This window comes from Oscillatoria sp. HE19RPO (assembly GCF_024220515.1).
GTDB lineage: Bacteria > Cyanobacteriota > Cyanobacteriia > Cyanobacteriales > Laspinemataceae > Laspinema.
This window is the reverse complement of sequence record NZ_JAMXOT010000037.1, coordinates 1-22,082: the sequence shown is the minus strand read 5'-3', so window position 1 is coordinate 22,082 and position 22,082 is coordinate 1. Positions and strand designations below refer to the sequence as shown.

The 22,082-nt window shown below is 46.8% G+C and carries 21 protein-coding genes and 1 pseudogene; 14 read left to right on the top strand and 8 right to left on the bottom strand.

The genetic code is table 11. The annotated features are described in order from the left end of the window. Window positions 1-10: 10 nt before the first annotated feature. Window positions 11-148 carry a hypothetical protein gene (locus NG833_RS04415; protein ID WP_254564120.1) on the top strand — a complete coding sequence of 46 codons (138 nt, stop codon included), beginning with the start codon at window positions 11-13 and terminating at the stop codon, window positions 146-148. Window positions 149-594: 446 nt separating this feature from the next. On the opposite strand, the gene NG833_RS04410 is transcribed toward NG833_RS04415, so the two are convergent. Together NG833_RS04410 and lipA are read right to left on the bottom strand one after the other, a co-directional pair. Beyond that, a complete protein-coding gene (locus tag NG833_RS04410) occupies window positions 595-771 on the bottom strand; it encodes a hypothetical protein (RefSeq protein ID WP_254564119.1) in 177 nt (58 codons plus the stop codon). 134 nt (window positions 772-905) lie between these two features. Then, entirely contained in the window at window positions 906-1,838 is a 933-nt protein-coding gene (lipA, locus tag NG833_RS04405) for a lipoyl synthase (RefSeq protein ID WP_254564118.1), read from the bottom strand. A gap of 355 nt (window positions 1,839-2,193) precedes the next feature. Here lipA and NG833_RS04400 point away from each other — a divergent pair, with 355 nt between their 5' ends. From NG833_RS04400 to NG833_RS04385, 4 genes are all read left to right on the top strand, one after another. Beyond that, the gene (locus NG833_RS04400; protein ID WP_254564117.1) at window positions 2,194-2,754 is read left to right on the top strand and encodes a response regulator; all 561 of its coding nucleotides are present in this window, start codon (window positions 2,194-2,196) and stop codon (window positions 2,752-2,754) included. A 15-nt stretch (window positions 2,755-2,769) separates the two neighbouring features. Beyond that, window positions 2,770-2,982, top strand: coding sequence for a hypothetical protein (locus NG833_RS04395; protein WP_254564116.1), 213 nt, complete (start codon window positions 2,770-2,772; stop codon window positions 2,980-2,982). Window positions 2,983-2,987: 5 nt separating this feature from the next. Further along, window positions 2,988-4,022, top strand: coding sequence for a bifunctional heptose 7-phosphate kinase/heptose 1-phosphate adenyltransferase (locus NG833_RS04390; protein WP_254564115.1), 1,035 nt, complete (start codon window positions 2,988-2,990; stop codon window positions 4,020-4,022). Window positions 4,023-4,842: 820 nt separating this feature from the next. Further along, window positions 4,843-5,292 carry an ATP-binding protein gene (locus tag NG833_RS04385; protein ID WP_254564114.1) on the top strand — a complete coding sequence of 150 codons (450 nt, stop codon included), beginning with the start codon at window positions 4,843-4,845 and terminating at the stop codon, window positions 5,290-5,292. Window positions 5,293-5,394: 102 nt separating this feature from the next. Here the strand turns inward: NG833_RS04385 and NG833_RS04380 are convergent, their stop codons facing one another. Further along, window positions 5,395-5,688, bottom strand: a complete 294-nt coding sequence (locus NG833_RS04380; RefSeq protein ID WP_254564127.1) for a DUF6439 family protein — start codon at window positions 5,686-5,688, stop codon at window positions 5,395-5,397. 232 nt (window positions 5,689-5,920) lie between these two features. Here NG833_RS04380 and NG833_RS04375 point away from each other — a divergent pair, with 232 nt between their 5' ends. Both NG833_RS04375 and asnS read left to right on the top strand, forming a co-directional pair. Next, complete coding sequence (locus NG833_RS04375; RefSeq protein WP_254564113.1) at window positions 5,921-6,376, top strand: DUF2203 domain-containing protein; 456 nt, start codon at window positions 5,921-5,923, stop codon at window positions 6,374-6,376. A gap of 76 nt (window positions 6,377-6,452) precedes the next feature. Then, complete coding sequence (gene asnS / locus NG833_RS04370; RefSeq protein WP_254564112.1) at window positions 6,453-7,844, top strand: asparagine--tRNA ligase; 1,392 nt, start codon at window positions 6,453-6,455, stop codon at window positions 7,842-7,844. Between the two features lie 96 nt (window positions 7,845-7,940). Here asnS and NG833_RS04365 read toward each other — a convergent pair whose 3' ends face one another. The 4 genes from NG833_RS04365 to NG833_RS04350 all read right to left on the bottom strand — a co-directional run bounded on the left by NG833_RS04365 (window position 7,941) and on the right by NG833_RS04350 (window position 12,759). Then, the gene (locus NG833_RS04365) at window positions 7,941-9,599 is read right to left on the bottom strand and encodes a hypothetical protein (protein WP_254564111.1); all 1,659 of its coding nucleotides are present in this window, start codon (window positions 9,597-9,599) and stop codon (window positions 7,941-7,943) included. A gap of 445 nt (window positions 9,600-10,044) precedes the next feature. Beyond that, window positions 10,045-11,157, bottom strand: coding sequence for an LptF/LptG family permease (locus tag NG833_RS04360; protein WP_254564126.1), 1,113 nt, complete (start codon window positions 11,155-11,157; stop codon window positions 10,045-10,047). 274 nt (window positions 11,158-11,431) lie between these two features. Continuing rightward, entirely contained in the window at window positions 11,432-12,163 is a 732-nt protein-coding gene (lptB, locus tag NG833_RS04355) for an LPS export ABC transporter ATP-binding protein (RefSeq protein ID WP_254564110.1), read from the bottom strand. Between the two features lie 149 nt (window positions 12,164-12,312). Beyond that, window positions 12,313-12,759, bottom strand: a complete 447-nt coding sequence (locus NG833_RS04350) for an LptA/OstA family protein (RefSeq protein WP_254564109.1) — start codon at window positions 12,757-12,759, stop codon at window positions 12,313-12,315. A gap of 631 nt (window positions 12,760-13,390) precedes the next feature. Between NG833_RS04350 and NG833_RS04345 the strand changes: the two genes are divergently transcribed. Beyond that, a complete protein-coding gene (locus NG833_RS04345) occupies window positions 13,391-15,892 on the top strand; it encodes a Calx-beta domain-containing protein (RefSeq protein ID WP_254564108.1) in 2,502 nt (833 codons plus the stop codon). Window positions 15,893-16,130: 238 nt separating this feature from the next. On the opposite strand, the gene NG833_RS04340 is transcribed toward NG833_RS04345, so the two are convergent. Then, window positions 16,131-16,568, bottom strand: coding sequence for a DUF309 domain-containing protein (locus NG833_RS04340; protein WP_254564125.1), 438 nt, complete (start codon window positions 16,566-16,568; stop codon window positions 16,131-16,133). 736 nt (window positions 16,569-17,304) lie between these two features. Here NG833_RS04340 and NG833_RS04335 point away from each other — a divergent pair. The 6 genes and pseudogenes from NG833_RS04335 to NG833_RS04310 all read left to right on the top strand — a co-directional run. Further along, window positions 17,305-17,703 carry a hypothetical protein gene (locus NG833_RS04335; protein ID WP_254564107.1) on the top strand — a complete coding sequence of 133 codons (399 nt, stop codon included), beginning with the start codon at window positions 17,305-17,307 and terminating at the stop codon, window positions 17,701-17,703. A gap of 180 nt (window positions 17,704-17,883) precedes the next feature. Then, window positions 17,884-18,174 (top strand): hypothetical protein, encoded by a 291-nt coding sequence (locus NG833_RS04330; RefSeq protein ID WP_254564106.1) that lies wholly within the window; start codon window positions 17,884-17,886, stop codon window positions 18,172-18,174. Next, window positions 18,167-19,444 (top strand): hypothetical protein, encoded by a 1,278-nt coding sequence (locus NG833_RS04325; RefSeq protein WP_254564105.1) that lies wholly within the window; start codon window positions 18,167-18,169, stop codon window positions 19,442-19,444. The genes NG833_RS04330 and NG833_RS04325 overlap by 8 nt, the downstream gene beginning before the upstream one ends. Before the next feature lie 291 nt (window positions 19,445-19,735). Next, window positions 19,736-20,164, top strand: a complete 429-nt coding sequence (locus NG833_RS04320; RefSeq protein ID WP_254564104.1) for a DUF29 family protein — start codon at window positions 19,736-19,738, stop codon at window positions 20,162-20,164. A 587-nt stretch (window positions 20,165-20,751) separates the two neighbouring features. Continuing rightward, entirely contained in the window at window positions 20,752-21,657 is a 906-nt protein-coding gene (locus NG833_RS04315; protein WP_254564103.1) for a pentapeptide repeat-containing protein, read from the top strand. 230 nt (window positions 21,658-21,887) lie between these two features. After that, window positions 21,888-22,082: pseudogene (locus NG833_RS04310) on the top strand (IS5/IS1182 family transposase); the annotation flags it as partial.

Sequence of the window (22,082 nt, the reverse complement as noted above, 5' to 3'; positions counted from 1 at the left end):
CTAGAAAGCTATGAAATTTGAGAGAATGCCGGGGCGATCGCCAGTCAAACCCCATCAATATCACAACGGGACTAAAATGGGTAAACGGACCATTCCGAACCCACTGTCCCCAATTAGTCCAGTGGGTCCCAGTAAAAAATCGGCTTAAATATCAGTCTTAAGATAGATGCGGCTTAAGCAATAAACTGAACTGAATAAACCCCTCAAATGAAGTTAGGGTCACCCCTGACGCTTTCTCTGAGAAAGAGCAATTCAGATACTGACCCGACTCAGGAGAGGAATATCAACAAACGAGAACCTTAAAATTAAGGACCCTCATGAACCCCAATGAAATTGATAGTTTGAGTTTAATTTTGTCGCCACCTTGAACCCAGGCAAGTGCTTTCTAGGATAGCTTATCTGTTCTCGGAATTTTGAGGCGATCGCCCTTAGAATTTGGGGTAATCATTCCCATTTCCCCGCCACGGATTCTCTGGGGTTTGGACTTCCCGAGTCCTCCTTTTCCCCAGGGGACTCAACTTGACCCCTTTAGGGATGATGCTTCCGTTGAGCGCGATCGCCATAAATCTGCGCCACGCGATCGCCCGGATTCTGCTACACCCAGTCCCCAAACAACTGCGCCGCCTCCAAACACTTCCCGGCATCATACCCAGATAATGCTTCCGTAAATCTCGTTAACGTGCCTAATTTTCGCCCTGTTATTTCCGAGGATTTGGCATCAATTCCCTCATAAACTTTCACCGCTTCCCCTTTTCCTGGTTTGTTAACCACAATGCTAGAAAAGCACGTTCCAAGCTTTGATGGGACTCCCATAAGAGGGGAGTTGCGATCATCATTTCACCCTTTTGGAAGAGGGGAATAAAGCAACAAAAGGGATGGATTTCTAGCAGAACCAGTCGCCCAATTTACTCCGCTTCCCCGGCATGATAGGAACTGCGAACCAGGGGACCCGACTGCACATGAGAAAACCCCATGTCTCGGGCGATCGCTCCTAACTCCTCAAACTCCTCCGGTGTCCAATATTTCTGCACCGGCAAATGCTCCAACGAGGGCCGCATATACTGCCCCAAAGTCAGGCGATCGCAATCCACCGCCCTCAACTGCGCCATCGCCTCAATAATCTCATCCTGGGTTTCCCCATGTCCCAACATCAAACCCGACTTCGTAGGAATCGTGGCATCCAGTTCTTTAACTATCCTCAACACCGCCAAAGAGCGCTCCAACTTCGCCCCTCGACGTACCCGCCCTTGTAACCGGCCCACTGTCTCAATATTATGGTTGTAACAAGCTGGTTTTGCTGCCACAACCGTTGCAATTCTCTCCCGTTGCAACTGTGCCAACTCCGCCCCCTGTCCCCCCCAGAAATCTGCCGTGAGCACCTCTATCTGAGTTTCTGGGGTGCGATCGCGAATTTCATTCATCGTTGCCACAAACCATCCCGCACCGCCATCCGCCAAATCATCTCGCGCCACCGAAGTCAGCACCACATACCGCAACCCCAACAACTGCACCGCCTCTGCCACCTTTTGCGGTTCCTGGGGGTCCAACGGCATCGGCGCATGACCCTTATCCACCTGACAGAACCCACAAGAGCGAGTACAAGTCGGACCCATCAACAAAAACGTCGCCGTCTTATTTCCATAACATTCCCCGCGATTGGGACAACGGCCCTCTTCACAAATCGTATGGATCTGCCGTTGCTTGATAATTCGTTGCACCTCGGACAACTCACTCGCCTTGCCAATACCTCGGCGACGCAACCAGTCCGGCATTGCCTCGATTTCACTCCGCAATGGCGTGGCAGCAGTGGGATTTGGGGGGTTGGGTTGAGCAGACATGGCGTTAAAAGGGTGAAGGGGGTAAAAACTGCTCCATTCCAGCCTAGGACTGAAGCGGAGCGAACCTATTTTACTCTAAGCCTTTGCCCCGGTGGATCTGTAATCCCAGACACCCTTCACAGAGGGAATTGCAATCATGATGAGGTTAGCATAGACCCGGTTCGTGCAAAAAGAGCCAAGAGGGAGATCAACCCGGGCGCAAAGGCCAATACAATCAAGAAAGCTGTCATTTATGGGATCTCTCATGCCCTCCGTCTAGTTTTGGCGCGGGTGCATCAATATCCCCAGGGCAGGCATAATGAAAAAACTCTCTTGTTAGAATTACAGCTTTCACTCACCCCCAGAGGAGTCAGTCGTGGCAAGTCACAAGATCCTAGTTATCGATGATAGTGCAGTGATCCGGCGCATGGTCAGAGATATGCTGCCTGCCGGTAACTTTGAAGTGTTAGAAGCAAAAGACGGCGAACAAGGACTCAAACAGATCCGCGAAGAACGCCCTAATCTGATTATGTTGGACTTCCTATTGCCAAAGGTTAGCGGTTGGGAGGTGTTTCAGCAGTTGGATAAGATCTCCAAAACTGAAGGAAAGATGACTCCACTCGTTCTGATGTCAGGACGCAAGGAGGAAGTTGCGGAAAAAATTGCCGAACCGTTCGAGTATTTTGAGTTTATCGAGAAGCCTTTCGAGAAGAAATCCCTGATTGAAGCGATTAAAACTTCAATGGCAAAGGCTAAAAAATGGCAACCTGCCGGTGCTGCACCCCCTCAAGCCGCCCCTGGTGGAGCGGCTGGAGGAGCCAGTGCCGCTGAAATTAAAGCCCTCAAGCAGCAAATGGCTAAGATGCAGGCTGAAATTAATGCATTAAAGAAACAGATGAGTCAAGTGGTGACCCTGATCAAAACCAAGTTGAAGTAGTCCCTAGGCCCAGGGATGGCGTTAATAAACTCAGTTCAATCCCACCGTCTGGTTTCTGTCGGACTTGACGGGGAATTGGCGTGGGTTGAATGGGGGGTGAATGCCCCCAGGACCTCTGTGGAGAGAGTTGCTGAGGCGATCGCTCTGTTTCCGGTGCGATCGCTCTTATTGCCGATCTCGTCCCTGTGGTCCAGAATTCTGATGTCTGAACTTTTAACAGAGAGTTGACCGAAATGGCTATTGAGTCCCACTTTGCCGATCGCCTCCGGGAAGGAGCACGGCGCTCCCTAGAGTTGATTGACCGCTTTTCAACAGCGCGAGTCCTTGTAATTGGCGATTTGACCCTGGATGAATTTCTCACGGGTCAGGTGGAGCGTATTTCCCGAGAAGCACCTGTCTTAATTCTGCGCCATGAAAGCACCCGCCAAGTCCCCGGAGGGGGAGCCAATGCGGTTTATAATCTGGCAAAAATGGGAGCGAATGTTAAAGTCGCGGGTTTAGTTGGCCAAGATGACCAAGGAAAAGCCCTCTGCCGCATTTTTGAAGCGGCAGGAATCGATACTGGAGGGATTTTCATTGATGGCGATCGGCCTACGGTCACCAAAACCCGGATTTCCGGCCATGCGCGTCAGTCGGTGACTCAGCAGGTGGTTCGGGTCGATCGCAAATCCGATGAGTTACCCAGCTTAGACTTACAGCAACAACTCGCCGACTACATCCGCGCTCAACTCCCCACGGTGGATGCCGTTGTCTGTTCCGACTATGGCGATGGGGTCCTGACTCCACAGGTGATTGAGGCGGCATTACAACATGAACTGACGGTGGTGGATACTCAAACCGCTCTCCATCGCTATGCCGGTGCGACCATTTTTACCCCCAATGTCCCAGAAGCGGAACAAGCGGTGGGATACGCAATTACCACGCCTCAATCGGTCACCCAAGCGTCACGGGACCTGCTAAACCTTACCCAGGCGAAACAAATGCTGATTACCCGAGGGGATGAAGGCATGACCTTATGCGATCGCAGCGGGATGGAACATCATATCCCCCCGTTCAATCGCACTGATGTGTTTGACGTAACCGGTGCCGGGGATACGGTAGTCTCTGCACTCACCCTCGGACTCTGTGCCGGGGGTTCCTACTGGGAGGCGGCAGTTCTCGGCAATTTGGCCGCCAGCATTGTCGTCCGGCAATTTGGTACCGCCACCACCACTCAAGGGGAAATGAAGGAGGCGTTAGCTTTACTGTTGAGTGAGGAGACGGTTTGAGGGAGATGGGGGAGATGGGGAGAATGGGGAGGATGAAAAAATGTTCGTAGTAACGACTTCAGTCGTTTCCGCGTGACTTGGCGTTAGCCAAATCACGCGCTCCTTAAAGAGGCGATCGCTCCAGTTCCCAAACAGGTCCTTAATCCGCTCATGGTAAGTGTCATGGCGGACGCCATGACACGAGAGCAACGACTGAAGTCGTTACTACAAACATTGGACCCATTCTCCCCATCCTCCCCATCTCCCCTATCCTCCCAACATAAGCACAACCAATCAAAGCTCAGGGGAAAGCTCAGAATTCTGGGCCGATCGCCCAGATACTTGCGTAGAAATGTAAAAATATTATTATTTTATTAGCGCTTCCCCTTAACCCGAGACTGAACTCCGGCTCGCCGGATCGTCTCAACAAGGCGATCGCTTGGAGTGACTGGCTTTTACCCGATTCGGCCCTTCCCGATTTCCCGGGATTTTTAGGGACGATGGGGGGCGATCGCTCTCCCCGTTAACCGCATAAGGCTAACAGTTCAGAGAGGTTCTATCGGTGAAATAGTGGCTTTTTCAATGCAATTCGGTACAATAAAAGTGAAAAGCAGTTCGTGATTCAGGTCACAAACATGGTTTTAGCAATATGGAGATTCACAGTCCCCTGACCGGCGCAATCCCTCTGGGAATCGCCCAGGAAACAATCTATAGGGCAGTTTTAAGTCCAAGAAGATTCCAACCGATTCAAGGTAAAGGGTGCAACCTGAGCGTTCAGGTATTCTACAGGGTCTTGCTTAACCAATTGATGTATTTTTTCTAAAGCTGCGGGGTTTTTTCTGTGATTGCTATTTCACCTCGTCCAATAGAGCGTAGCTGGAACACCATTAGCTTTGCTTCCACGCTTTATTTGTGTCCAATCCTAGATCTGCTGTTGGTTGATATTCCTCGCCAATGGCAGGCTGAAATCCGTCTCGGACTTCAGGAAGCGTTAGTCAATGCTGCCAAGCATGGAAACAATTTAGATCCCCGAAAAACTGTGGTAGTGCGATTTAGTGCGATCGCAGATGAATACTGGTGGGCGATCGCGGATCAAGGAAAAGGCTTTGCCTGTGCTTGTCCTTGTCACGTCGAGCCCGAGGAACATTTGCCTCATGATGAAGGAGAATGCGGCAGAGGGCTTTTTATTTTACACCAAATTTTTGATCAAGTAAATTGGGACGATAACAGCCGAGAACTCAAATTATGTAAACAATTTAATCAGTCCTCACGATTACCGAGACTTCGATAAGCGATCGCCCTGGTCACCGGATCCCGAAATCCCGGGTGGCTCATTTTTGAAACTTGACCCAAACCAGGGAAAAATGCTCCCGTAAGGTCCTTGGTGTAGGGACTATTGACTAGAAGATTTAGAAGACCGATCGCCATGAGTTGGACAGGGAGGAGCGCTAATCGAGCGGTCAATCCACCCCACAGCTTGGTGCAGTCGTAACAGTGCTTCCTCGGGGTTTTCCTTGAGCAAAAACACTAAAGCGGCAGCCGCCTGTTCTTTGGCACGAACTGAACGGTTAGACTTCAAGCGATGCCAATCGGTTTCGGTTAAAGTCAGGCGTTCGGCGAGGACCTGCGCGAGCTCTAGGGTACTAAACTCTTGTAACTTGTCCGAAAGCGGACTGTGCAATCCCATCGTCCGGTTGCCGTGGGTTGGAGTGGGGTTAGCCATTGTACAAATCCCATCAATTCAATGGGGGCGAGTTTCTGGTGCGCACTCAGGAATAGATGAGCGCATCAATTCAATCTACCCTATTTTAGGGGCAGGATGTCTTGAATGGAAAAAGAGTAGAAGTAGCATATCATATTTATGGAATCCTGCACGGTGAGCTTGTAAAATTATCTATTTTTATTCCTAACAGTCTCGAATGACATTACCATCTGACCCATCCGACCCCTCAGACTCTGAGCGATCGGGGGAATTGTCCAGCGATCGCGCCGTCAATCGTGAGGGTCCCTCCGGACCAGACAGCAACCCCTTGGGAGAAATTGAGCGCGAGATCCAAGAAACCGAGCGATCGCTCAACCACCTCAAAGAGCGCATCGCGCAAGTCCAGCGCGATCGCCAGCGCCAACGAGAACTCCAAAACCGCCGAGATGACATCCGTCGCGAAGTTCGTCAAGCCAAAAACAGTAACCCGTCCCTGATCCCTGAACTCAAACAAGAGTTAAAACAAATCCGGGCTACCCTAGAGGCGATCGAACTCAACCTAGAAAGCGAACTCTTCAGTTTTAGCGCCCTCAGAGAACCCTTTTGGCAAGCCCTGCGCTTTGGCGGCATTGGCATCATCATCGGCTGGTTATTAAGAGCCTGGGCCAACTAAACTCAAAAGTACCACCCTCACCCCCCTTCCCTCCGTTAAAATCATTACCATTTCCACCTAAACGCGCAACTCTAACATGAAAAAAAGGATAGTTGAAATTTTGCGAACTGGCGAACCCCAAACATCCGTAACCATTCAGGGGTGGGTCCGCACCAAACGAGAATTAAAAGAATTTACCTTTGTTGAAGTCAATGATGGTTCCTCCCTAGCGAACCTTCAAATCGTTCTCAACCCCGACTTACCCCAATACACCGAAATTCTCAAACAACTCAACACCGGCGCATCCCTAGAAGTCTCCGGCATTCTCGTCGAGTCTCCTGCCAAAGGACAACGGATCGAACTCCACGCCTCCGAGGTTAAACTTTATGGCGAATCTGACCCAGAAACCTACCCCCTCCAGAAAAAGCGCCACTCGTTTGAGTTTTTGCGGACCATCGGACATTTACGCGGACGCACCAATACCTTTGGTGCCGTCTTTCGCGTCCGCAACGCTGCTGCTACTGCCATTCACCAATTCTTCCAAGAACGCGGGTTTCTCTGGGTTCATACCCCCATTATGACCGCTAGTGACTGTGAAGGTGCCGGGGAAATGTTAGCCGTCACCAGTTTAAATCTTCAGGACATTCCCCGGTTAGAAAATAGCAATCAAGTGGACTATGGAAAAGACTTTTTCGGCAAACCGGCTTACCTAACGGTCAGTGGTCAATTAGAAGCCGAAGTCATGGCAATGGCATTGAGCGATGTTTATACCTTTGGTCCAACCTTTCGGGCGGAAAATTCCAACACTTCCCGACACCTCGCTGAGTTTTGGATGGTCGAACCGGAAATGGCCTTTTGTGACCTAACCGGAGATATGGATTTAGCCGAAGCATTCTTAAAATATATCTTTAAGTTTGTGTTGGAAAAATGCCCGGAAGATATGGAATTTTTCAACCAACGCATCGATAAAACGGTGCTAGAAACGGCCAATAATATCATTGATAATCAGTTTGAGCGGGTGACCTATACCGAAGCGGTTGCCCTGTTGAAAAAAGCCGATAAAAAGTTTGAGTTTCCCGTAGAGTGGGGACTAGATTTACAGTCGGAACATGAACGTTATCTGGCGGAAGAGTTATTTAAAAAACCGGCGATCGTCACCGATTATCCCGTAGAAATCAAAGCCTTCTACATGAGGCTAAATGATGACAACAAGACAGTAGCGGCGATGGACATCCTCGCCCCCAAAATTGGGGAAATCATCGGCGGTTCCCAACGGGAAGAACGTCTGGATATTCTCCAACGCAGGTTAGAACAGCAAGGACTCAGTATTGAGGATTATTGGTGGTATTTAGATTTACGCCGCTACGGGAGCGTTCCTCATGCCGGGTTCGGTTTAGGATTCGAGCGCTTAGTCCAATTTATGACCGGGATGAGCAACATCCGGGATGTGATTCCCTTCCCCCGTGCACCCCTGAGCATCGATTTTTAAGGTGGGAAAAAACCGGGTTTCTGCCTTAAATTGATTGCTTTTTTGGCAGAGATTTTGATAAGAAACCCGGTTTCTAATCTTTAGGGTAACTCCGGACTAGGGATTGGAGAAGGTATTAATATTACCGCCTCCAATATGGCGACCGGGAGTTGAATTGGGAACTGAAAACGGCTGAATCTGTTGAATAGGTTGCACTTCTGGGGTGTCTCGGTTGAGATCCAGACCAGAATTTTCCACTTGAGGAGACTGAACCGAGGGGGGATTTACGGGTTGATAGGTCGGGACATTGGTGGGTTGATTCAGGGGGGAGGGACTGGGGAGATTATTGGGTTGATTCCGGGGTTGGACCCCTGGAGAAACAGCAGGAGCGTTGTCCATAGGTTGGTTACTAGGAGACTGATAGATCCCAGAGTTGGGGGTTAGATCCGTGGCAGTTCCGAGGTTGTTGGGTGCTTGGGGAGCAGCGGTGGGTGCAGTGGGAGCCAAGGGAACTTGTTCCCCTCGCGATCGCAATAAATAATCATAGGCATTGGTGGGGTTGGTGGGGTTGGAATTAGGAGCCAAGGGGGTAGCGGGAAGGGGTTGATAGTTGTTCGGATTGTTGGCATCCTCAGAGTAATCCAGGGTATAGTTCGGACTCATTTCTCCCGGCAATCTCGGGGTGATGGGCGGGTTCGGATCCACGGAGGGCTGATTGGAAAGGGATTCCTGGGTTCCGGAGGAATTGGGGCGATTCCCGGGGGTGCTGTTAGGCGTTGGCGTCAGTTGAGGACTGTTGCCGTAGGGACTCGGGGAAGTTAAGGGCGTGCCGTAAGGGTTATTGGGTCCGGGTGGAATGGGGTTGGCGTAGGGATTAGCGCCATTTTGGGGAGTGCCGTTAGGCGTTTGTGCCGGTTGAGGGGTGTTTCCGGAGGAATTCGCTGAAGTTCGGGACCCAGTGTTGGCGGGATTTGGAGTGGCGTTGGGGCGATTTTCAGCAGCACTCTCACGATTGGATTCTCTTTGAGGGGTAGAGTCTCCCCCTTGACTCGCTTCGGGATTGTCAGGGTTGCGATCGCCACTTGTAGAGGTGTTGCGAGAATACAAGCGATCCATTGCCGATTGCAAGGGACTCACTGGCAATCGGGTCAGGTTTGGGGCCTCAAAATTATTAACGCCACCGGAATAGATTCCCAAGCGATTCCCGGGAGGCGGGGGGGTCCCATTGTTGTTTTCCGGAGGCGTAGGCACGCCGAGAATGCTCACCTCGGGTAACGCTTCAGATTCAGATGCGGCATCATCGGATGGGGGTAAAAGCGAGAGTTCTGGCAGCTTGTATAGATCTTCCCAGTTTTGATTGGGGTCTTGGTCACCCTTTACAGCCCCGTTAGCCGATGAGAGAATGGGGATGGGTTGCGATCGCGTTGATCGAGACCTCCGGTTAGAGTTGTTCGGGGTAGGCAGTGGAATGGGCGGTGGCGGTTCCATTTGCTTCAAATCATTGAGCAGCACCGCCGAACTATCAATATCTGCGGCGATCGCACTGTCTTCCGGGGACATTTCCATCCACCCTTCTGGTTGATTCCCCACCTCCAACTCCTCTTCATCCTCTAGGTTCAACAAATAAAATCCTTCGGGGTTGTTGGAGAACTCCCAGATCAACAGGGTTAACAGTCCCAGAATCAGTACGGAACCCCACACGAAGGGTCGCGTGTAATTTCTTAACTTGGCTCGGATTTTGCGGACAGCAGGAGAGGTTGGTTTAGGGTGTGACATAGCTTTTAATGCCGAGCGAATTGACAAGGCAGAGGGATGATCTGATCCAATGTTGCTTATTTTATAGAATACTCGCACTTTAGAGGCGAGGAAATCAGTTCTGGATAAACTTTTTATAAAGATTGCCTACTTTTTATTATAGTCCTTAAATGGATTGATGAGTTCTTATTGATAAGGGTGTTCAGGATTAGTAATCTGAAATCTCAGCCTTAGGGGATTGCAAAATATAAATCCTCCAAACGTTCAACTGAAAGGAAGGTATGTGTAGGGGCGCAATGCTTGCGCCCTCCGGAGGGCGCAAGCATTTACTCCGACATTGACGGGGCTACTCTGTTGATCTACAAACGAACGTTTTGGAGATTTTATTTTTTGGAGTTCCCTTAAGAGCATGAGAGCCACGGCGATCGCCGTGGCTCTATCGGGTCCCTCTACCACCCACCCCAGTTTATCGGGAGGCCCGCACTAACAAAAATCCGCCAATCACTAACCCCAGCGCCATCGGCAACCAAGCGGCCATAAACGGAGAGAGAATCGCCAGTTGACCCAAAGCATTGGCGAGAAAGGCCGTTAAATAATAGCCAAAAATGATAATAATGCTAATCCCAAAACTGGTCGCTTTACTGGCGCGGCGCGGTCCGAGTCCCAAGGTGGACCCGACTAACCCAAACAGAACACAGACAAAGGGCAGGGCATATTTTTGCTGAATTCGCACCTCTAACTCCCGAATATCCTTTTCACTCCCGCCATAGCGAATAATTTCCAGTCGTTCCTTGGCTTGGGCAATGCTCATTTCCCCGTAATCGCGCCCTCGGGAAGCTAAATCTAAAGGAGTGCGAGGAAGTTGGAGCTCTTGATGTTCAAACCGGACAATATTGCGATAGGAACCATCAGGAGCGATTAAATAAATTGTGCCATTAAAAAAATCCCAGCTATTTTCCTTGGGATTCCAAATCGCAGATTCTGATGCAATAATTTGGCTGACTCCAGTCTGGGAACGGTCGAGAATGGTTAAAGTTTTCATCCGTTCCCCATCGAATTCTTCCGCATAAAACAAGCGTTTCATCACCGTGACTCGGTTCCCGTCTTCTTGGGTTACCCGGTCAAATTCCGTGTAAATAATATTCCGGTCCTGAAAAGAGGGTCTCTCTTGATTCAGGGCTCGCTGTAAGGTGATGGTTGCCTCATAGTTGGCTGCCGGAACAATCAGTTCATTAAAGGCAAAGGTCAATCCAGTGACGCAAAAGCTCAGGGCGAGCGCCGGAACGACTAATCGATAGACGCTCACGCCACAACTGCGTAAGGCGACGATTTCGCTATCGGCAGACATCCGCGAATACCCCATCAAGGTGGCGAGTAACACGGACATGGGAAAGGCTAGAACGATAAAATCCGGGAGTTTTAATAGGAAAATTTGGACAGCAATTTCTATCGGCAAGCCTTTTTCCGTGACACGACGAACGAGGTCAAATAAGGTCCCGATCGCCACCCCGACGGAAGAAAATGAGCCGACTCCAAAGAGAAACGGCCCAATTAACTCAAGGGCGATATAGCGATCCATCACCGAGCCTCGCAACAGCCACCAACTGAAGGATTGAAAAGATTTTAATGAATTCGAGATCATGGGAAGTGTGAGGAGGAGTTGGTGCGATGGCAGTTTTTAGCAGCCCGGAGAGGGACTGCATAAACCCTAAATTTGTTTATTAAAATGAGGGAAAATCCCTCGATTATTCTCAGTTGATGAAAGTTAAATCATGTTATTTTAGGGATAAATGGGAATTGACAACCGTAATTGTTAAAGAAAAAAGCACGATTAAACAAAGATTGAGCTAATTTTAAGATAGCGTAAAATTCTCCCCGAGATAATATTGTCGGACCAGAGGATTGGTGGCGAGTTCCTCGGGGGTGCCAAAGGCGAGAATTTGTCCATCCCGCATGATGTAGGCGCGATCGGTGATGGCGAGGGTTTCGCGGACATTGTGATCGGTAATCAGAATCCCCATCTGGCGATCGCGGAGTTTGGCGACGATTTGCTGCATTTCCGACACGGCGATCGGGTCAACCCCAGCAAAGGGTTCATCTAACAGCAAAAAGGTAGGACCCTCTCCTTTCACGGCTAAGGCCCTTGCCATTTCAGTCCGGCGGCGTTCTCCCCCGGAGACATTTTTGCCCTTCGTATGGGCGACAACTTGCAGCCGAAACTCTCGCAACAGGGTATTCAAACGCTGCTGCCACTGCCAAGGCGGGACTTTCGTTTGTTCCAAAACCAGCAAAATGTTATCTTGGACCGTCAGATTGCGAAAAATGCTCGGTTCTTGAGCCAGATAGCCAATTCCCAAGCGAGCGCGGTCTTGGATGGATAACGGGGTAATATCGACGTTATCGAGCCAAATTTTCCCCTGGGTGGGTTTTTCGAGTCCCGTCACCATATAAAAGGTGGTGGTTTTTCCGGCCCCATTGGGACCGAGCAACCCGACAATTTCCCCTTGGGACACCGAAAGGCTCACCCGGTTGACGACGGCACGCTTGCCGTAGGATTTGTGAACATTCTCCAACCATATTTTCACTCGGAACTATCCTCTTGGGACTAAGGGCTAATCTCTACAACCGGAGCAGTGTTTTCCCCGATTGGAGAGAAGGAGTTACCGATAGGGCGATCGCCTGTGAACCACTCCTTCTTAACCATTGTTAACCGTTTAGGAGTCCATCGTCTCCCTTAGAGTCCAGGAGAGGTCCCATCCGGTAGGAAATAAATCGACTCCACTTGTTTGTTTTCTTCCGGAAGGGCAATAAATCGGCCCTCATCCAAAAGATAGGTAATCGTTTCCCCGCGAATGCTGTTGTTATCTTGGATCACATAAGCATTACCACTAAGCACGATGCGTTGCTCGCGGCTAAAAAACTGGGCTTGGGCTGCGGTCCCTTGCATATTTCGCGCAGGATAATTGATGCGGACATTGCCGCGTGCCGTGATAATCCCGGTTCTGGAGTCAGATTCTTGCATATCCGATCGCACTCGCAAGGCACGGTTGTCTTGCTGGGCATTCGGCGTTTGCGGATAACTCGGCATGGCAACAACGCTCGACAAAGCGACTGGCATCATCAATGCCAACCCGAGGCGAAGCAATAAATGTGAGGAACTTAAGCGGACAGAGGGGATCATAGCTGGGTTCTCTGGTATAGGCACGATAAGCACATTCGCAAGAGGATTGCAGATGGAGTTCTGCCATCTTCTATTGGTAGTTTAGCCAATCCTACCAATCCGTAATCCGGATCGCGTCCGAGGGCAACTTCTGTAGCCTCCGTTCTGCTTGATGTTTGACGGTTTCCAGTCTTCCGAAGTTTCGGAAGCCTTGACTAGGAAAAGATTTTACCAAACTTTATCTCCCTCTGGATTAAGGGCCAGAGGCTTTCGGTCTCTTGAGCGGTCATTGGTCATTGGTCATTGGTCATTGGTCATTGGTCATTGGTCATTTGGCATTTAGGGTTGGCAAAAATTATAAAAATGAGATTTATTTACAATACATTGAAAAATATTTATTGCCTTTTTGTTGTGGAAAATATTTTAATTTTCATCAAAAAATAACTTAAAAAAATAAGCAAACTTCTGAAGTGATTTTGCCGGAAAGTTGGGCAAGTTCTTGAAAAGGTAATTATATCACGAGACAAATCCGCAGAAATCCGGGATGAGCAAAGTCCTGTTCAATTTCAGGATTGCCCGGTATTTTGCTGAGAATTTATTAGCTTTACAGAACTGGAATAGCCGCGATTACAGTTGAAATGGAGGAATTCCCTTGGAAGGATTTTTAGACTTAAATACCTTTACCATCTTGGTAAATGAGACGGACTATTTAACGGCTAATCCCGACGTCAAAGTTGCGGTAGAGACGGGGATATTCACCTCGGGATTAGAACATTTTAAACGGCATGGAAAACAGGAAGGCCGTCAACCGATCTCCGGATACAATACCGCTTACTTTTTAACCAACAATGTCGATGCAGTTGTGGCGACTCCTCTGGCGGATTTTATCCTAGCACTGGATGGAGACGATCGCCTTTTTGGATTAGAAGGAAATGACTTTATTAATGGCAATCAAGGAAATGACTTCATCAATGGCAACCCGGGAAATGATACCCTTCATGGGGGACAAGGAAATGATGTGTTGCGAGGGGGTCAGGAAAATGATTTCCTATTTGGAGACTTAGGAGATGATACCCTTTATGGGGATTTGGGTTCGGATACGTTAACGGGTGGCAGTGGCAATAATGTCTTTGCGATCGCCAGGAGAGATGATTTACCCGGTTTTCGGTCCACCGGCAGCGCCAACTTGCCAGAAGCGGACTGGATTATGGATTTTAAAAACAATCTCGATCGCATTTATTTAGACGGTGGACTAGCATTTGAAGACCTGAATATTTTTCAAGGGACAGGTGCTTATGCTAGTCATACTATCATTCAAGATAAAATCACCGCTGACTATTTAGCAATCTTAAATGGGGTCGATTTCACAACCCTAGATTGGAATGATTTTATCTCCCTTTCTCCCCCCACTTCTTCTGATCCAGAGATTGTATTTGCACCCACGCCATCTCCAGGAATCTCTAATCCCGAACCCACACCCACACCGGAACCCACACCCACACCGGAACCCACACCCACACCGGAACCCACACCCACACCAGAACCCACACCCACACCAGAACCCACACCAGGCGCGGTGGGATTTAGTGCACCGATCTTTACGCTCAAAGAAGATGGAACAGCGATCGCCTCTGTCAGCGTTGTTCGGACGGATGGCAGTGATGGCGCAATTAGTACCGATGTGCTCCTCCGCAATGGTACCGCAACTGCACCCGCCGATTACACCAATCAACCCATCACCATCACCTTTGGCGCGGGAGATACGACTCCTAAAACCGTCCCGATTACCATCAGTGATGATAGCGAAGTCGAACCCACAGAAACCCTCAATTTATCCCTAGGAAATCTCTCCGGTGGTGCAGTATTGGGAACTCAAAATACGGCCATTGTGGAAATTCTTGACAATGATAATCCCAATAATTTAGAACTCACCCAGGCAACTTATCTAGGAGGTGCTGGAAATGACGAAGCGAGTGCTGTGCAGATTTCTCCGATTGATCGCGCCATTACTGTGGCGGGGAATTTAAACGCAACAGCGCAACTCCTGCGATTTTCTGAGCGTGGGGATACCCTTCTATCGCAAACGGATTTAGGCGGGACTGTCAAGGATTTAGATATCGATCGCGACAGTGGAGAAATTGTCACCGTCGGGGATTTTGGGATTAAAGTATTTGACAGTACCGGAACGAACCTTGTCTGGTCCCAACCGGGAATGGTGGATCGAGTGGCAGTCGCCAATAATGGTGCGATCGCCACCTTAAACATCGCCACGGATACCGTCACCTTCTGGAGTGGGACTGGCACTTCCCTCGCCTCCACCACCTTAACAGGTCCCGATATTCGTCCCTCGGATATTGCCATTAATCCCCTAAATAATCAGGTTTATGTCACGGGATTTAATCAAGTTTCCACGAACTTGCAAACTCCCTTTATCCGAGGGTTCGATACGAACTTAAATCAGATTTGGAATACCTGGGATTACAGTGAGCGTGAAGTCACATCGCAAAATTTAGGCGCAGATACTCGGGGAGAACGCTTAACCATTGGTGATGATGGCACTCTCTATTTTCTTGGAAAGACTGATGGGGGAAATAACGTTTTTACTCGGGATGGTGATACGATTACCACGAACCTTGGCAGTCGGTTAATTCAGGAGGATGAATATAATAATTTATCCGGCGCTGGTAGTGGTTCATTTACATTTTTTGCTAAAATTGATAGCAATACCGGCGTCATTGACCGGGGTCAATTTATCGCCACTCGCCTGAGTAATGGGAATGCCAATAGTTTCAATCCCAATTCCATCGCTGTCGATGAATCCGGAAATGTTTACATTGGCGGTGCTGCTGCTGCCTCTATTCAAAACCGGAATTTAAAAACCATTAATGGGGATCCGGTGGGGAATTATACCCAGGGTGAAATGGCCGTGTTGGGAGTCTCCGCAGATTTTACCACCCGCCAATTCTGGACGCCGTTAACGGAGTCAGGGGATCTTGATGGGTCATCGGGAACGGTCAATTCTTTTGCTGTGGCAGGCGATCGCGCAGTGATTTTCGGAACAGTTAATAATCCCGGAGTTGCCACCACTTCCAATGCCATCAATCCCAATCCATTAGGGGGAACGGATGCCTATTTAGCAAGTTGGGTGGTCTAAACAATTCCAATACTCATCAGGAATTACAAAGGGAGGGACAAGGCAATATCTTGTCCTTTTTTGATGTTTTAAATCAGGTTATAGGGTCAACAAACTGGGTTTATCCGGGTGATTTTATAGCGGGTTTAAATCATGATGACCGGAGAAGGTAAGCGTGGGAGCGTCTCGCTTCCTAGTGCAGCCAGGGAGTGAGACGCTCCCACTCCTACATGAGGAATTACATGAGTATTTTTTTGAGTTATTTAGGGTCACTATGGATAACTTTCACAATTTGAGGAACTTGCAATCTCGCTATTTTATCGGTTTCTGCTACAACATCCGAAGTAAATAACTGCTGCGCGAACTCTGCCACATTGTCAGGACCCGATGCTTGCAAAGCGCGTAAAATTTCTTGGCTTTCCGTGATTAACTTTTCTACATTTATGGTATAATATTCAGGGGAATAATATCCTAAGCGACTCATCCCTTCTCCCAACAAAATTGCTGCACCTCGCCAGTTCAAATTCCCCAAATGATAAAGGGATACGGCAATTTGTAGCACCCCTTGATAAAACTTCTTGTCCGGTTCTACTGCATCCATCCATAAGGCTTCTAAGGTGTCGTGGCAGGCATAAAAATCTTGAGTATTAAACTGGTCTACCGCTTGCCAAAATTCTTCAGGAATCCCATCGGTCATCATATTTAATTCTATAAATTTAACCCGGATTAGAGGCGCTCCAATCTACAAGTTTTCGCAGCATGGAGCGTCTATTGTTGTATTTTATCCCATCAGGCGATCGCTGAACAAGCCCTCCTAACCCAGGTCCCCCATGAAACGTTCCCCCCTATGATTTTGGCTCTTGGCCTGGTAAACTTTCTCTTGAGACGAGAGGAAGGGTTGCCAGAGTGGCGGCAATGCTGTATTTTTAGACAGAAATATCCGAATTTAGGCCACAGGGATGCGATCGCCCTTTCACCAAAGAGCCCTAGAAGTCATTCATCGCTTTCCCGCTTCCGAAGTTGAGTTGTGGGACCTCTTATACCAGTAATCCAAAAATGAATATTGAGCTATCCTTACCCGTCCCCAGCAATTTACCAATCCTCTGGGAATCGAGATATGGAGTGAGGATATCCGTTTTTTTCATCCGGAATTTCGGATCCAGGAAAAGGAAATTCCCACGGGTGGCAGACAGGTGTATGATGCTAATATTCTGGCAACAATGCTCGTTTACGGCATGAAGGAACTACTGACACCCAATGTCCGTGATTTTAAGTGATTTTCCGAAAAGATCACGGTTGGGTGGCCAAAGAAGAGTAAGGGACGCGCACTCCTGTCTGGGTGTGTTTCCGGACTAACTCGTTTTCCAGTAGACCGTATGCATTATCATAAGGAAATACCTGGATTTACCCTTGCTGATTTGGAGAGGTAACGGATGGAACCATTAGAACTAACAGTGGTGGGTGCTACTTGGGCGCTTCAAAAAGTCGCTGAAGGATCACTCGCAAATCTAGGAGAAAAAGTGATTGACCAAGGTACTCGTTTGTGGAAGCTGCTCAAAGATAAATCTCCACAGACAGCAGCAGCCCTAGAAAAACCTTTGGATTATGGTGAAGCTGTGCTTGAGCTAGAAGCTGCGGTAAAGGCTGACCCGGATATTGCTGAAGCTGTGCTTGAAGTAGAAGCTGCGGTAAAGGCGTATCCGGAATGTTATGCTCAAGTTCTTCAAGCTGTTACAGAGGCGAATAAGCCAGGAGTAACTGTCACAGAAAATTGGAAAGGGATAAACATCAAGGGCGGAACACAGACTTTTTCAGGACCTATCAATATATGACTGAATCCGTCCGAACGGGATCGGTCAAAGTTAACTCCCTCTACTGAAATATTCCAGCAGATTCCTCGGCAAGTCAATGACCCAACCCCAGCAAAAGATACTTTTTTAGGTTGGGTTGAGTGGATTTATGAAGAGTCTGAGTATTTAACTCAATTGGAACCTTGCTTCCACGAGGATATCTTGAAGCTTATAAAAAAAGCTAAGGTTTATCCCGAAAGATTTGATTTTCAAGAGCTTGAGATAGAAGTATTTGAATTGGTTGTCAACTATTGTTGTTACCATGTAAACTATCGTCCGGCCCGTTCATCAGAATTTAAAAAATTCAAAACCCCAGAAGATTATTATGATCGAATGACAAAGCTTGTTAATACGGGTAAAAAGCTCAGAACTGGAAGAATAAAATTAAGTGCAATTCTTGGAGATAAAAAAATGTCTAATCTTGTAAAAAAAATGGAGGCGTCTTATGAATGAAAATCAAAGGAGGGAGCAAAAAGAAAAAATAAAAGAATATTTTGACTTTTTGGAAGAATATTATTATGATCAAGAATATAATGATTTAGATAATATTGATTCATTAGAGAGTATCAAAAATAAATTATTAAAAATAGAGCAGGAAAAATCTTCTTTTAATGAATTACTATCTCTTTGTAATGCCCAACTTAATATTCCTCTTTCATTCTCATTTAATGAATTAATTTCCAACCTTTGGTTATCAGTTATTTTGGACCTTAAAAGTGTTTGTAAATTAATTTTTAGTAATTTGGGCTTGAATTATGAAAAGCACAAAAATATCAATTTATTTATATTGGTAGTTTTTTGTATATTCATCCTATCTTTTAGGGGGATAATTAGTTCGATTTTGATAGTGGTTGCTATTCTATATATTGCTTTAAAGATACCTAATGTTATTAAAACAAAAAGAAGATTATATATCCAAGAAGTTACCAATAAAAAACAAGAATATCAAGGTAAAATTTATGAATTAGAGCAAGAGTATGAAAAAGCAAATTTTGAATTAATAAAGATTAGAAAATTAAAGGAAAATATTTCTTATATTAAAGAGTTAGAAAATCAGATTCTCGAATGGATAGAACAAGATGAACAATACTTGATTAACAAAGCCCGAAATGAGTTGCAAATTAAAGATCCAGAAAATCCTGAACCTGGTCAATATAAAGCACAGGAAGAGTTTTTTAAACCAATCGTTTCATTTTGTGGAATACGTTCTCCTTCCCATGAAAATTTTATTATAACCACCAACAGGGAATTAGAACCTGTAATTGAAAAAAACAAAGAATTATGTATTGACACCAATGATTTTTACTCCCTGAAAGGGCTAGACAATAAGTTTAAGTATGGAGTTTATGAGTTTGTGGCCATCTTTTTATTTGAAAATTTTTTATCCTATTATAGATGTTATTGGAATTTTCTTAAAAGAGATGCAGTTGACATAGAAACCTGTGAATATTTATACGATAGTATTGTTTCTATTAAAACACAAGAAAAGTCTTCCTTAAGGCTGAAAAATTCAGACCACCGAAGAAAATATAGAGATTTACTATCTATTACTACTATGGATGGTAATATACTTTATTGCAAGATGGATGATGATAGAACACAAAACATTTACTCTCGGAATCAGAAATCTAAAAACTATATTTCCGATTTAAATCTAGCAGCAGCAAGCATTCGTTATTGGTTAAGAAGGAGAAAGATAAAAACTAATGGAATTCACAAATAAGACTGTACAATTCGGTAAATTAAAGTGATTTATGATAATAATTTTAGTTTTTTAATAACATAATTAGATATTTAATTTTTTAAAAAATTATTATCAAATTTTATCTTCAACCCAATCCGATAGAAATCTATTAGTATTGGTTTTGTAGCGTTTGAGATGTAGCTTTTTTTGAAATTATAGCATTCCCCACGGAATAACAGATTATGAAAGATTCGAGATAGTTACCTCATCATTTCAGTCTAGCTATAAATTATTATTGACATATCAAATAAAAAATGAAAAATTTTAAGTATGGAAGAACTGTTAGAACTCAAAGAGAAACTCCTCAAAGGCGATATTCAAGGGTCTTTAGAACTGGTTGAAGAATTGACAGAAATGGGACGGAAAGACATCATCAAGACCATTCGCAGTTATGCGGTGATTTTACTGATTCATCTGATTAAGCAACAAGTCGAAAATCGGTCTATGCGGTCTTGGGAGGTCTCGATTCGTAATTCAGTTCGGGAAATTCAACGGGAAAATAAGCGGCGGAAAGCTGGGGGTTATTACTTGAGTCGGGAAGAGTTACTAGAAACCGTAGAAGAAGCCTATATTAATGCGATTGATGAAGCCTCTTTAGAAGTGGAAGAAGGGCGTTACGAGGTGCGGGAGTTAGAAGAGAAAGTAAATCGAGCAGAACTTATCGATCGCGCCTTGGGTTTAATGACAGCCGAATCCTAATAAGTCGGCAAATCTACGGACTTTTGCTCGGGGTTGAGAATAGGCGATCGCCTCCTTGGGATACTCAGGCATTACTTTGCGATCAATCCTGAACTCCATGACGTAACGCTCTCCAACTAAAGCGCCTTCCTGAAAGGACTGCTTGGATTGTCGTGGATTGAGGGATAGGGAACCGGATTAGCCCCAATTCGGACTATCCCAGACCTCCATCGCTACGGCTTTGACGATCAAAGCTGCGAGTTTCGCCGTTGATGGAGTAAGCACTTCTACTCTCGGTTAAGGGAATACGACCTAGAGATTGGCACGACTCGGAGCGCACTGCAACTCGACCTGAGTGCAAGGGAGATCCCGAGACTTTTTAAAACAAAACTTATTACGAGCTGGCATTTTTTAAGCGTACAATGAAAATATGAATAAATTATTTAATTTTCCGGGCAGTCATCCTTATTATGGCTTGAGGCAGAATAGGTCTGAGCATTAAATTTTTATATGATTCTGCTGATCCTAGCCAAGCATAAACCACGTTCCAATACAAAAACGTTGAGAGAGCCAAGCCTTTCACAAAAATCGAGGGAGTAAAGAATCCGATGAACGTTAGCGAACTACTTGAACGGTATGAAATGGGTCAGAGGGACTTTTCTGGGGTGGACCTGAGTGGAGCCGATCTCAGCCGATCCAACCTAGTCGGAATAAATCTCAGCCATGCCGTGCTGCGGGGGACCAATTTGAGTCGAGCAACTCTGACTAAAGCTGACTTGAGTAAGGCGGCATTGCAATGGGCGAATCTGAGCTATGCCAAGATGGAAAACGTGAAATTGATGGATGCGGATCTGACAAAAGCAGCGCTTTCCGGTGCCATCTTAGTTAAAGCCAAATTACCGAGAGCCAAACTCAGTGGTGCCAACCTCAATAGCACCAACCTCAGAAGCGCTAATCTGCGGAGTGCAAATTTGGCAGGAGCCAATATGGAATGGGTCAATTTGCGAGCAGCCAATCTGACGGGGAGCAACCTCAGTTGGGCGCTCCTGAATTGTGCCAGACTCAGCGGTGCCATGCTTTATGGTGCGAATTTAAACGGCATTACCCTAGAAGGGGCCTATTTGAATGGGGTGGACTTGAATGGGGTCAATCTCAATGGCATCAATCTCAAGCAAGCCAAATTGAGTAACTCTAATTTAGAGGGTGCGAACCTGATTGCGGCTAATCTGGCTTATGCCACCATGCGATCGGTGAGTTTAATGGGGGCGGACCTCAGTGGAGCCAATTTAACCGGAGCCTCTCTCCAGAAAGCGAACTTAAATTGGGCCTCTTTAAATCGGGCGGAATTGGTGGAAGCGGATCTGAGTAATGCCACCTTGGTGGGAACGAATGTGGAGGGCGCGAATTTTGCCGAGGCGGTTTTACCGGAACTGACCAGGCGCTACTTTTATTTAACCACCGGCGGCAGTTCGAGCTATGAATCCGAGCGAGTCGTGAGTGCTCCGATGAGTTAGTTAACTCTGCTGATTTTAAGGAGTATTCCTGTCAAGGTGATCCATTTAATGATTAAAAATCGGGGTTTCATGTCGGGGTTTGGTTTTCAAATCCCGGCATGAGGGGAGGGTTTGGAGACCAAACCCCTAGGGCGTCGGTTCAGTACCCGGGCTTGACAAAACAACTCAACTATGCATAACTGAAATTGAAGAACCAATTAAATTCAAGCGCTCATTACTCCCTAAAGTCTATGCGTCCTCCTTTGTGGCACCCCCCAGTAGAGCTATCAGATTCAGAACAGGTAATTATTAATCGCATCAAAAAAGCCAAGCTTTTTACTTTTCTTCGCCTGAACCGTCTGTACATATTCGATGATGAGTTTCAAGAAGAACTAAACACCATTTTTAAAGACAGCACAATGGGCTACTGTCCCATCGCACCAGCA